This is a genomic window from Bacteroidota bacterium (genome assembly GCA_018266755.1).
In the GTDB taxonomy this organism is placed as follows: Bacteria; Bacteroidota; Ignavibacteria; order Palsa-1295; family Palsa-1295; genus JAFDZW01.
Genome location: JAFDZW010000006.1, coordinates 114,883 through 127,566, shown reverse-complemented (window position 1 = coordinate 127,566; position 12,684 = coordinate 114,883). Strand labels below are relative to the sequence as shown.

Here is a 12,684-nt window from a genome sequence, read left to right as displayed (position 1 = left end):
ACATTCACTTCTTTCGTACGCAGTGCTTGCACCCCTCGTCGCAAAGCGAACACTAACACACGACCTCTTCGTCCTGCGCCTCGCGGCTCCTACGATTGCTTCGTCCGTTCAGCCGGGACAATTCGTCAATATCCTTCCACGAACGGGTGCCATTGACCCGCTATTGCGTCGTCCGTTCAGCGTCTATCAGACGGGTGAAGGATGGATCGAAGTGATCATTCAGATCCATGGGAAAGGGACGGAGGAATTATCGAAGGCACTGGTCGGGGATTCGCTCGATGTGATCGGGCCGTTAGGATCGCCTTGGAAATACAATTCGGGATCATTTTCAACTGCCATTCTATTGGTTGGTGGCGTTGGTGTTGCCTCGATGCCATCGCTTACGCAAGCGTGTGAGTCCAGCAATATCCCATTCGAGACATATTACGGTGCGCGCAACGAACGTCTCTTTGCCGATGAGTATCTCAAACGCGTCCATTACGCAACAGACGACGGCAGCAAGGGATATCGAGGGTCCGTTATCGATCTTCTGCGAAGCGATCTGCGCTCCGTCGCGTATGCTCACCCCAAACTGTTCGTCTGCGGTCCAACACCAATGATGCGTGCTGCAACGACGCTTGCGGCAGAGTTCGATATTCCTTGCGAGGTGAGCCTCGAGACAGAGATGGCCTGCGGCGTCGGAATCTGCCAGGGATGCCCTGTACAAACCACAGCGGCAGAACTCGAGAAAACTGGAAAGAAATTTCATTTGGTCTGCACACACGGACCGTCATTCGAACGGGAGCAGATCGTATTCTAATGAGCGTGAACGAGAAATCTTCAAAATCCGCAACGACCGTCAATCTGGGAATCGAGATCGCGGGCGTACGATTTGCCAATCCGATCTTCGTAGCCAGCGGGACGTTCGGCTATGGCTCCGAAGCTGCCCGTTTCTGCGATATTAGTGGTATCGGTGCGATTGTAACGAAATCGGTTAGCTGGAATCCGCGCCCTGGTAACTTCCCACGCCGCATTGTCGAAACGCCATCCGGGATGCTCAACTCCATCGGTCTTGCAAATGTAGGTGTCGATGCATTCGTCACCGAGAAATTGCCGTATCTCGCAGAGTTCGACACAAAGATCATCGCAAACATCGCCGCGTCGAGCGTCGGGGAGTATTGCAGTGTGCTCGAGAAGATCGAAGCAAATGCGACAGGTAACTTAGTAGGCTATGAGATCAACGTAAGCTGCCCGAACGTCAAAGACGGGGGACTTTCGTTCGGCACGAATGTGGGGATGGTCGAAGAAGTTGTTCGGGCACTGCGTCCGCTGACAAAAAAACTGTTGGCGATCAAACTCACGCCGAACGTCACGAGTGTAGCACCGTTCGCACAGGCATGCGAAGATTGCGGTGCCGACGCAATATCGCTTATTAATACGGTTGTCGGCATGTCGGTGGATATCCGGACGAAACGTCCGAGGTTGTCGACGGTCACCGGAGGCCTCTCCGGTCCTGCAATTCGTCCGATTGCAATTGCGAAAGTCTACGAAGCCCGAAAAGCTACGAAACTCCCCATTATTGGGATCGGTGGGATTGCCACTGCTTCCGATGCGATGGAATTCTTCATCGTCGGCGCGAGTGCGGTGCAGATCGGTACGATGAACTTTGTGCATCCGGATGCGTCGATCCGTGTCCGTGACGAACTGACGCAACTGCTCACATCGCAGGGCTGTTCGTCTATGAAGGACGTGATCGGAACGCTCGAGGTCTCGGGCGAGATGCGGTCGCTCGGCTGGTGATCTCTACTTCGTGAAGATCAAATATTTTTCATACGGTCTGCTGCTTGGTGTTGTGCCGCTGGCACTGCTGTTCTTTCTATTTAATCGCAACGGAAATGTCTCGGGTGCGGGCGCTTCGGTCCTTGTGGATACGATCGGCTCGCATACGATATCGGTTACTGCGGTAACCCCTCCGACGAATGTCGTTCTCTTCGGCAAGCAACTGCCGCTGCTTGAAGATTGGGAGGTCCGGGAGCGGTTTGAGCGCGAATTCTATTATAATCTCGTCAATTCGGATCAATTAATCCTGTGGTGGAAACGTCTGGGCAGGTGGGAGTCTATGATCGATTCGTCGCTCGACGCGAACGGCCTCGATCGCGACCTGAAGTACCTGATGGTTGCCGAAAGCGGCGTGCGAAACGTCGAATCGCCGGCGAAGGCTCATGGTTTTTGGCAGATGATCCCGCCGACGGCCCAGCGGTGGGGCCTGCGTGTTGACGACGACATTGACGAACGCCTCGATCCGTACAAATCGACAGGTGCTGCGATCAGGTATCTCGCAACACTGAAGGCCCAGTTTAACGACTATTTGCTTGCCTGCGCTGCGTATAACATGAGCGAGGACAATGTCGCGGAGGTGCTGCGGTACCAACACCAAACGAACTATTGGAACCTCTATATCAACGAGGAAACTATGCGATATGTGTTCCGTATCGCAGCAATAAAGGAATTGCTCGAACATGGTGACCGATATGGACTCAAGTTCGGTCACGTGCCGCGATACAGCCTGCACAATGTCAAATCAATTAGTGTGAACGGGCCGATCGAAAGCATCGCAGACTGGGCAGTGGGGTTGGGGTATTCGTATAAGGATGTGAAAATTTACAATCCCTGGCTTGTCAGTCGCCGTATCCCGAGCGGGACGTTCACGATTACGGTGCCGGCCGACGATACGTCCAGAACGACCGTCCGCTAAGCCTCGGCTGAACTTCGGCGGCAGGGGGTGTGTTGCAAATTCAAGAGAAGGAATCCGATATCTATGAAATCGTTTTTGTACAGTAAGCGCCGACTTGCCTCGCTCGCAGTCGTGCTTGTGGTTTGCAGCGCACTGCTTGGCTCCCGTATTCAGCAAGCGTTCTCCCTCGATAACGAGTACCAGCAGCTGGTAAAGTTCAAAGAGGTGTTCACCCTCGTCTCGCAGTATTACGTCGACAAGGTCGATCTCGGCAAGCTCAACGAAGCCGCGATCGTCGGGTTGCTCAAAGAGCTTGACCCGCATTCGGTGTATATGCCGCCGACGAACGTGAAGCAGTCAGACGAAGATTTCCGAGGCAACTTCGAGGGAATCGGCGTGTCGTTCGCGTTGAACCACGACTCCATTCTTGTCGAACAGGTTATTCCCGGCGGCCCAAGCGAGAAGGTCGGTTTGCTTGCCGGCGATAAGATCGTGCTGATCGACGGCCGTGCGACGAAAGGGTTTACCGAAGACTCCGTCAAAAAGAACCTTCGCGGGCCGAAGGGGACACGTGTAACGGTATCCGTTGTGCGCAGCGGTTCGCCTGACCTCCTCCATTTTGAGATTACCCGTGATGTTATCCCGCTTTCCAGCGTCACCTCGCACTTCATGGTTGACGATAAGACGGCATACATTGCACTGACGCATTTCATCCAGACCTCGCATGACGAGATGGTAAAGGCACTGGAAGATCTGAAAGCGCAAGGGATGAAGTCGCTGATCCTCGACTTGCGTGGAAATCCGGGCGGATATCTCGAACAGGCTGTTGAGATCGCCGACGAGTTCATTGGCGGTACAAAGACGATCGTCTATACCAAAGGCCGCGTATCGAGCTTCGACGAGGTCGATTTCTCTCATCCGGGGCAGGCATACGAAAAGCTTCCGCTCGTGGTGCTCGTGAGCAATGGGTCGGCCAGCGCAAGCGAAATCTTTAGCGGTGCGATGCAGGATCTCGATCGTGCACCGATCGTCGGAGTCACGACATTCGGCAAAGGGCTTGTGCAGCGCCAATTCCCGTTGGGCGACGACGGCAGCGCCATTCGCCTGACGATCTCGCGGTACTACACGCCGAGCGGCCGCTCCATCCAACGCCCATACGACGGCGCGAAGTATGTGAAGGGGATTGTGAATCCTGACGGTGATGACGAAGATAATTTCTCGCATAGTATCGACGTGAACCAGGCGGACTCTTCGCGTCCGAAGTTCAAGACCGCCGGCGGCCGTATGATCTTTGGTGGCGGCGGCATCACGCCGGACTTTATCGTGAAGGCCGATACACTGACGAAATCGGGAATCGAAGTTTTCGCTTCGGCTGTGGTGTATGACTATACCAAGGATTACGTCAGCTCGAACGGTGCGTCGATGCATAAGCAGTACACGGCCGATTCATATTTGAAGAATTTCACGGTCTCCGACGAAACGATCAATTCGTTGATAGCAAAGGCCAAAGACAAGATTGCAAAAGCCGAGGAGAAAGCAGGCAAAACCGTCGATAAGCGTACAAAGCTCGACGATAAAGAACTCGAAACAGATCGCAATTTCCTCAAGGACTGGATCCGCGCCGAGATCGGCTACCAGCTCTTCGGGTACGACGTCCGTGCGAAGATTCTCTTAAAGAGCGACAAGCAATTCCAGAAAGCCTACACCCTCGTCGGCGAAGCGCAGAAGATGGCCGAGTTTTTCAAATAAGTCTTTACGATCTCTGTACTATAGAAAGACCGCGTTTCAAACGCGGTCTTTCCATTTCTATCAGACTCTCGACACGAGGCGCTCCAGAGTCTATACTTGCATATCCTCACTTCGACCAAGCGAGTGGCGGCGATCACAAAATAGCAAATTGGTTGAATCGGATGTGTTGAATTACTTTGCCTGTGATCGGAATAAGAAGTTCTCGTTGGGAAACATGGCTGTTGTTCAGTTTCAACGATTACAACGATGCCATTCTGAGAGCGGCGATTAATCGTTCGCCGAAACACACTGAGGCCCCGCCATTGCGTTTCTTCGTTGTGTGCAAGGATTTTCAGTGAAGCATCAGACCTCGCTGCTTTACCGACAATCTTCGCACACCACGACTGTTGCGCCGGGTTCGGGTACTTCGGTGCGGACGATCGGTTCGTCGGTGAACGAGCTGATGCGCACTTCGGCCGAACGGCGCCGGTCGAAGGGGATGTCGTGTTGATCGACTGCGCGACCGACGGCGAGCACGGTTAATAAACCCGACGCTTTGAGCTCGCGGTACTGGGCGATCTGTTCGGTCCAGAGGTTATCAAGGAGTACGGCGAGGTTGTAGGCGCGCAGTTCGGATAGTAATTGATTGCCGCCATACCCATATTTCTTCATCGGCGTGTCGTGACGGAAGTGCGACTTCATCGTATCGGGCACTTGCACGAAGCTCTTCGTGAAGTCGATCGTCGCGCCGAAATAGTGGCAATCGCTTCCGTAGCCACGTGGATCGGTAAAGCCTTCGACCACGACCTGCACGGGTTTGCGTTTTGCAACTGCTCGCCGAAGACATGCACTGCCAAAGGCCGATTCCATTGCCTTGAGGTGCTCGTCGATCGCATCGTCAACATCGGTCGCAAATTGTTTCCCTTTGGTGTCGAACTCGTTGTAGTCGATACACTCACTATGCGTGGGGTCGGTTGTGATCTTGAAACTGTACAGATCGTTATTCGTGCATGGTGGCTGCTCGCAGGCCGAGTCGATGAAGAGTGTCGGGCAATCTTCGTACTTCGCGAACCGCTTTGTCGTGGGACACCAATAACCTGTGACGAAGTACTGCACCTTCTTGATAGGAAATGTGTCGATGCAACTCGGTTCGTAGTAGACTGATGTATCCCACAGGAAGAGCGTATGCTGGAGCGTGTTGCGGCACAGACGAGAGGAGACGATCGTATCGACGGCACTGATGAAGCGCCCCGAATCCGGCTCGGCGCGGAGGATTGTTTGAAAGAACTTCGGATCGTTCATCGGCGACGGAGACTCGGGAAGAAAATCATCGGGCTTCAACTGCATTGGTCCCGTAACAGGGGACCGTATGATTTTCTCGTAGCCGTTTGTTGTAAAATGTACGAGTACCGACGCATGTTCCGTGGATTGATGCCGGCGCTTTCTGGTATCGAGTTCGATCTGTGCTTGTTCGCTGGTCGAGCGCACCCAACGAATATCGAAATCTTTCTTGCGACCGTTCGCTCCGGCATTCGTCGAAAACAGAAAGAACGAGCCGCCGGGAGAGATGCACGGATGCGTTTCGTCGGAGCCTTTGAAGTTGATCGCGTCGTAGGGCATTGCCTCCGGTGTGCCGCTCGGCATGCCATCGGCCGTGAGATGAACACGATAGATATCGTAATCGCCGGTCTTGTTCGATGAGTAATAAAGGTAGCCGTCGTCGCCGACAAAGGGTGTCTCTTCGCTGAACTCTGTGGTATTGATTGCATCGAGCGGTCGCGGTTTCGTCCACGCACCGCTTTCGAACGTACTGATGAACAGATCGGCCGTTCGATTGCCGGGGTTCAAGCGATCGGATGAAAAATAGAGGCGTGTGCCATCGGCCGAGAGCGCGGGGGAGTCGTCCCAATCGTTCGAGCAGACGGCATCGAGACGAGTCACGGTCCACTGCTCGTTGTGTTCTCTCATCTCATATATGTCGGTGCCGAAGTATTTTCCGTTTACGGTGCGATTCGAGGTGAACACCCCATGCGACGGGTCGCACGATGCGAACGACGGCGTTCCGTCGAGTAGTACATCATTCTCGCGGCCGTGCGATTGGTTGATCGGCGAAGATACTTCAAGCGTATTTGCAGGACAGGTCGAGTCGGACTCAAGCATGAAGATCGAACGCGAACGGCCTTGCTTCGTCGCTCGGGCAGAGGTGAACCACAATTCTGTACGACCATTCGCAAAGCTGCGGAATGCAGGGGCGTAGTCGTCGGCGGACGTATTGAGTTGCGCCCGAGCATCGGCGATCCAGAGTATAGTGATGATGAGTGCCGTGGCGCGCTTCATGCTAATTGATAGGGTATGAGGCCTGGAATACCGCGACCCAGATGCCGTTCGATTGATAGATGTTGTCGATGTAGATCAGTCCGCACCGGCCCGCCGAACTCTTGAAGAGGATGAGGTCGTGTACATTCGCCGTGATGGTCGAACTACCGCCGCCGCTCGTACAGAGTGTCTGTGCCGCGGGCGGAACTGGATCGTCGCAGAACTTGATCCCCGGCTTCGATGGTGTATAGTTCGACTGTACCTTCTGAAACTGCGTCCCGCTATTCGACACAAGCGTCAACGATGTCGCGCCGACATTCGACGCGTAGATATCGGGCGTTACGTTCGGATCGGAATTGAAGGTAAACTGATCGTTCGCCTGGAAGATAAATCCGCCATACGATGTGGTGGTGATCGCATACTGGCTGATCGCGCCGTCGAGACAGTGGATACATTGCGGAAGCGCCTGCCCGACTACCGGTAGTGTGATCGAGCACGGATCGATGGAATTCTTGAAGATCGTTGTCGGCGGCGTAGTGGCGAATACCTTCCCTGCGTCGGGAATAAAATGCAGTGTGAAGCATTGGGATCCGCCTACGGGAATCACGACGTCCTCTCCCCGATAGACGATGCCGGTGGGGTCGTAGTGGATCTCGAATTGCGGATCGTTCTGCGCATAGGTGAACGTGAAGTGCAGCTTGCCGTCGCCGGTATTTTTGATGCAAATGTAGCGACTGTTCTTATCCTCGCCGACGCAGTTGGTGATGGTATCATTTTTCAGATACGAATCGGTCGACGAGTTCGTGCTCGGTGTGTCGATACTGCAGAGTCCTTGCCCGACCTTGCCGTGATAGATAACCGGGAGCGTATCGCAATCGGTGATGGCGCCGCTTTGCGAGCGTTTCTGTACCTTGTAGAATGCAGTATCGACGAACTCGCCTCGTGTCTGCGCCGTGAAGTCGACGACCATCGACCCAAGCGACGCATGCGAGCTCAGCGTTACGCTACCACCGCCCGACGAGCCCGAGAAGGAACGCAGATTGAGCTGCGGATTCGAAAAGTTCTTAATGCGGGTGAAGAGCACGTCGCAGCCAGCGTCGTTCGAGTTGTTGATTGCGGAGAGGTCGATCGTCGTGGTCTTCGTCGGATCGCCGATATCTGCCGCATTCGTATCTTTCCCGCTCTTGTCGAGTCCGAAGCTGACCGAATCATACGAAGGACAATCGCAATTATCGCACACAATGCCTTTGCCTTTGAGATGGATGGTGATCTTCACCGACGGCGAGGCATCGATGACAATGTCGTTGCCGTCGAAGGTCACCGGTTGATGCAGAATAGACGTAAATGCGATTCGCACGGCGAGCGGTCGGGCGGAAGCCCAGGTCGCAGGGAAGTTGGTGATCGGGGTTTCGGGCGAACGGAAGAACGGCGTGATGGTCAGCCCTGCGATCGTTGGCGACGTAATCGATACGATCGACGCGCTGGGGCTACAGCCATGTGTAAAATCACCGGCGGTAAATGTTAGCGCGGTGTCTTTGTCGACACAGATCGTGCCAAGATCCACCGTCCGCTCGAATGTCGTGGTGCCGCAGGGAATACTGTCGCGACGTTCGAACACGAATGTCTCGCTGTGATCGGTACAGGGCATGACAAAGCGGATGGTATCGTGTGCGGGCGAGTACTTCGTCAAAGCGGTAGATACTGGCGGCTCCGCAACTGCAAAATATCGCTCGCCGAGGATCGGGACTGTGAGCGAATAGAAACTCGTCGATGCTGCATCGTCGATCGTATTCGGGACGACAAGCGAACTATCGGCTGCGCGGTAGAGTGCAATATGCGCGCCGGGCATGGCGATGCCGGACGAATCGCGAACGAGCAACCGCAGTTTGACCGGAACGGTGTTCGTCCCTGGTTGTGTCGGAAGCTGGCAACTGAGCCCCGCGATCACAGCCATCGCAAGCAGGGCATAGAACGATCTGGTGCGAATGGCTACCATGAGAGTCGGTATGCTCCTTTGAGTGTGATACTATGCACCGTGTTTCTATTGATGACGGAACGATCGACGCATTCCTCACACGGCGTTGCCAGATGTAGCTGCATGTAGCGATACCCGAGCGTCAGAATCAGAATATCGGCGATCGGTACGCCAATCCCGGCGCCGAGCAAGATCGGTTTCCGTGCTTCTGGGTTGACTACGTTATCGGGTGTTCCGCTTCCGGTAAATTTGCTATCGAAGAGCGTACCACCTTCGATATACGCGAACGGGCGGAATGACGGCCGAATAAGCACATGATCCTCTTGCAAGATCACGCTTGAGTCTTCGGCAGAGCCGGTCGGACGTGCTTCATACCCATCGGATGCAACGGCTGCGGTTAGGCCGAGTGGCGTGCGAAATGCACAACTATCCGGTAAGAAGGTATTGATCGTCTGGTATTGCCCGTGCGCGAACAAGTCGTATCGAAGCTGTAGGTACAATGGGAATCGTGTTCGCCCACCTTCGAAGAGCGCCCCGCCGCCGACGGCTGCCGTGAAATGATCGCCGAGTGCGTCGCCAAGTGGTGCGAATATGGCTTCGAGTGCGAAGTAGGTTGAGGTAAAACCGATCTTGCGCCCCGACGTATCGCTGCCACCGTAGCCGACAAGCCCGGTGAATTCTACAAAACTGCGTTCGTCTTTGGTGAGGGTATGGTTGAATACTTCACGAGCAGGCAGTACGGGATAGCGAAGCGGATCATGCGTTCCGCCGATGCCTTCGTGTAAAAATGAACTGACGAACGCGGCATCCACTGTCGTGTCGTGGCAGCGGCCTCCTTCGAGATAGGTGAGTCGGATGGCCTGCCGGTCGAGTCCGCCGACGCTCATGATGGTGCGATTGGCCGACCGGACGCCCCGCAAGAGCGTACCGTCGGAGAACTGGACGTCCATCGTCGAGTCGGAGAAGCTGGCCATGGCGCCGGGCCGCTTGCAGGGCTCGCAGTCGTTTGTCTGCGACCGAGCCACTACTGCCGCTGTCAGCAGCAAGGCGGTAACGATAATGATATGTCTAATTTGGGCGAATTGCATGAACGCATGTCCGTGATCCGGTTGACAAAGATACGGTCGTAGAATATGGGATATTGTAACTCAGAAATGTTTTAGAGTAACAAAATCGTGGTCAAGGTGTTTGTTATTATTGTCCAGTATTTCATCATCGGATTATTCTCTATGAAGCCCCTCGCACAGTTGTGGCTGTTTCAAATCCTCCTCATCGCCGCGGCGACGAGCTTCGCTCAGCAACCGATCCACGTAACCGTCCATAAATCGGATCGCGCAAGTTCGCTTGCAAATGCCTCCAAACTCGGCAGGGATTACTGGTTCGCGATTCCGCAGAATTTTCAGGCAAATGTTGACCCAACCCGATACTTTTACCTGTATATATCCTCTCCGAATAATGCCACTGTATACGCGCAGTTTGGCAACGGCCCTGTGCTTCAGCGTCTCGTGAACGCAAATTCGTTCGTTGCGCTCGCGTCGAGCGTCAATGACTTCGGGAAGTCGATCGAATTACAGAGTTCGGGGATAATAGAGAACAAGACTGTCCATGTCTGGTCACCGGACGCAGATATCGCCGTTTCTTTTCTTTCACGAGCGCCGTTCACCAGTGACGGGATGTCGAGCTTGCCGGCTTCGGGGTGGGGGAAGGACTATGTAGTCGCAGCGTACAGTGCGTTCCTGGTCGATCCGAGTCTTGCTGATATGCCTTCCGAGTTTGTCGTTGTGGCGAATCATGATTCCACGACTGTTACGATCACGCCCAGCTTTGACATCCGCCAGAACGGGAAGCCTACGGCAGTTGCCCATGCGGCCGGGACTCCCTTCACGGTAATGCTTATGCGCGGCGAATGCGTGCAGTTCCAGTCCGTCGGTCCGGTTTCCGGGAGTGTCCCGGATCTTACCGGTACGCTCGTCCACGCGAATCATCCGGTCGGCGTGATGGGTGCGTCCGTCTGTCCCAACATTCCTGCTCCCGATGCATCGTGCGACTACGTTCTCGAAATGCTTCCGCCCACCCAAGCATGGGGACAGCACTATTTTTCCGGCCCGTTTGCCGGAAGACAGTACGGTGGAGATGCATTTCTCATTATCGGAACTCAGCCATCGCAGGCGATCATGCGCAACGGATCCTCGGTCTATTCGATCGACACGAAGATGGCTCCGTTGTTTCTATATGATATTTCCGACGCTTCCGAATGGACAAGTACTGCACCATTTCTACTCGTGCAGTATATCGAGTCCTCCACCCATACCGCACCATCGGTGAGCAAGCGAAATTCCGGTGACCCGGCAATGATGGTGCTGGAGCCGGTCGAGCAGTACTCAACAAGCGCAAGTTGCATAATTCCTGCACTTGGAGGGTCGCTTGGTGCGGGGCAGCCCGACTTTACGAATTATATAAATATCTTTACTCCGGTCGCCAATGACTCGAAAGTCATGGTCGATGGAATTGGCGTCAATCAATTGTTGGGCACGTCACGAGTCAAGAAACAGATCGGTAATTCAACTTGGGAGCATATCCAAGTCAAGTTCAATAGTGCGGGTGGTGGTGCGGGCGGCCATACCATTACCTCAACGGCCGAGGTAGGCGTTTCATCGTATGGCTATACGACCGACGACAGCTACGCGTGGCCTTCGGCGCTCGGACATCGCGCACTGTTCTTACTCGATACGGTGGCTCCGGACGCAAGTCTTCAAGCATCGGGCTGTTTTGGCGGCCTGGTTCAGTTGCGCGAGGCTGGATCGAGCCATTCCGGTTTGGGAGCGATCGTGATCGACTCGCTCTACAATGTCGGGTTTAACCCGTCGTTGAACGATCTGGAGGTGACAGCTGAAGATAGTGCGAGCTTTTCCGTTGCATCGCTCGATAGTACGAGAGAAGCCTTCGTCAGGCTTACCGTCACCGACCTCGCAGGCAACATGACGACCATCGACATTGCCATCGACGCAGGAGCGGCTCTTGCAGCTCATGGAAAGACCAACGTAGAGTTTGTCGCGAATACGCCCGATACGCTTTCCCTGACGTTAGTGAATACCGGAAAACTGGCAATCAATCTCAGCAACCTAAAGCTCGATCCGTCGGGGTCTGCAGGGTTCACGCTGCTCGACAAACCGTCGTCTTCGCTCGCTGCTGGTGATTCCATCGTCGTCCATGTTCAATTCGTTTCGAGTATTTCCGGGGCATACAGTACCACGTTACTGCTCGACGCCGATTGCATGCATTTTGCTCAGCTTCTGCTCGCCGGTTCGGGGCCGGTCGGCAAAGGATTCGTAATACCGTGCATCGCGGTCGGGACGTCGCAGATCGATTCGGTAAAGATCTCGAATTTGGGGATCGGTGACAAGGTCATCGATTCGGTATGGTGCACCCCACCGACGTCTTTCAATATCGTAACTTCTGTCACTTCGGCAAACCCGATCACCGTCTCATCCGGCGCAAGCGCATATATTTCTGTGCGGTTCACACCCACGCAAACCGGTAATGACAGCTCGTTCTTCACTGTCCACTTTACCGACGGCACGACGCTAACGTTGCTGGTGTATGGTTGCGGTCTCGAAAGCGGAGTAACGCCGGAATATGGCTCGGGGAATTCGCTTGCCATTCGTGAGGTCTCGCCGAACCCGGCGCATCGCGGACAATCGCTCGAATTCTCGTACACACTGCCGACGAGCGGCGTGATGGAACTTCAACTTCTGAACGCACTCGGACAAGTAGTTGCAACTCCGATCATGCAGCACCTCGAGCAGGCAGGCGAACACCAGGTGCGATACCAACTGCCTGCGTCATTAGCGGCCGGTGTGTATTATTACCGCTTCGTCTTTGGCAACGAACATCGTAGCGGCATGGTCGTCATTGAGTGACGAATGGGCGCGGACGCCGCAACGCATATACA

General features: G+C 54.5%; 8 protein-coding genes. 5 read left to right on the top strand and 3 right to left on the bottom strand.

Annotated features, from left to right (window positions below; genetic code table 11):
* Positions 1-22 precede the first annotated feature (22 nt).
* From JSS75_12870 to JSS75_12855, 4 genes are all read left to right on the top strand, one after another.
* A complete protein-coding gene (locus JSS75_12870) occupies positions 23-799 on the top strand; it encodes a dihydroorotate dehydrogenase electron transfer subunit (GenBank protein ID MBS1904593.1) in 777 nt (258 codons plus the stop codon).
* Positions 799-1,779 carry a dihydroorotate dehydrogenase gene (locus JSS75_12865; GenBank protein MBS1904592.1) on the top strand — a complete coding sequence of 327 codons (981 nt, stop codon included), beginning with the start codon at positions 799-801 and terminating at the stop codon, positions 1,777-1,779. Before JSS75_12870 ends, JSS75_12865 begins: the two co-directional genes overlap by 1 nt.
* A gap of 10 nt (positions 1,780-1,789) precedes the next feature.
* Positions 1,790-2,734 (top strand): lytic transglycosylase domain-containing protein, encoded by a 945-nt coding sequence (locus JSS75_12860; GenBank protein MBS1904591.1) that lies wholly within the window; start codon positions 1,790-1,792, stop codon positions 2,732-2,734.
* Between the two features lie 63 nt (positions 2,735-2,797).
* The gene (locus JSS75_12855; protein MBS1904590.1) at positions 2,798-4,462 is read left to right on the top strand and encodes a S41 family peptidase; all 1,665 of its coding nucleotides are present in this window, start codon (positions 2,798-2,800) and stop codon (positions 4,460-4,462) included.
* A 357-nt stretch (positions 4,463-4,819) separates the two neighbouring features.
* Here the strand turns inward: JSS75_12855 and JSS75_12850 are convergent, their stop codons facing one another.
* From JSS75_12850 to JSS75_12840, 3 genes are read right to left on the bottom strand one after another with little or no spacing between them, the layout of a single operon-like run.
* Entirely contained in the window at positions 4,820-6,778 is a 1,959-nt protein-coding gene (locus JSS75_12850; protein ID MBS1904589.1) for a PD40 domain-containing protein, read from the bottom strand.
* Position 6,779: 1 nt separating this feature from the next.
* Positions 6,780-8,753, bottom strand: coding sequence for a hypothetical protein (locus tag JSS75_12845; GenBank protein ID MBS1904588.1), 1,974 nt, complete (start codon positions 8,751-8,753; stop codon positions 6,780-6,782).
* Positions 8,747-9,820: a hypothetical protein gene (locus JSS75_12840; GenBank protein MBS1904587.1), complete on the bottom strand. Its 1,074-nt coding sequence runs from the start codon at positions 9,818-9,820 to the stop codon at positions 8,747-8,749. The genes JSS75_12845 and JSS75_12840 overlap by 7 nt, the downstream gene beginning before the upstream one ends.
* Positions 9,821-9,961: 141 nt before the next feature.
* On the opposite strand from JSS75_12840, the gene JSS75_12835 reads away from it, so the two are divergent.
* Positions 9,962-12,652 (top strand): T9SS type A sorting domain-containing protein, encoded by a 2,691-nt coding sequence (locus JSS75_12835; GenBank protein ID MBS1904586.1) that lies wholly within the window; start codon positions 9,962-9,964, stop codon positions 12,650-12,652.
* Positions 12,653-12,684: the final 32 nt, after the last annotated feature.

Coding starts and splice junctions, on each gene's coding strand:
- JSS75_12865 (MBS1904592.1), top strand. CDS start 799: ATGAGCGTGAACGAGAAATCTTCAAAATCCGCAACGACCGTCAATCTG.
- JSS75_12855 (MBS1904590.1), top strand. CDS start 2,798: ATGAAATCGTTTTTGTACAGTAAGCGCCGACTTGCCTCGCTCGCAGTC.
- JSS75_12850 (MBS1904589.1), bottom strand. CDS start 6,778: ATGAAGCGCGCCACGGCACTCATCATCACTATACTCTGGATCGCCGAT.
- JSS75_12845 (MBS1904588.1), bottom strand. CDS start 8,753: ATGGTAGCCATTCGCACCAGATCGTTCTATGCCCTGCTTGCGATGGCT.
- JSS75_12840 (MBS1904587.1), bottom strand. CDS start 9,820: ATGCAATTCGCCCAAATTAGACATATCATTATCGTTACCGCCTTGCTG.
- JSS75_12835 (MBS1904586.1), top strand. CDS start 9,962: ATGAAGCCCCTCGCACAGTTGTGGCTGTTTCAAATCCTCCTCATCGCC.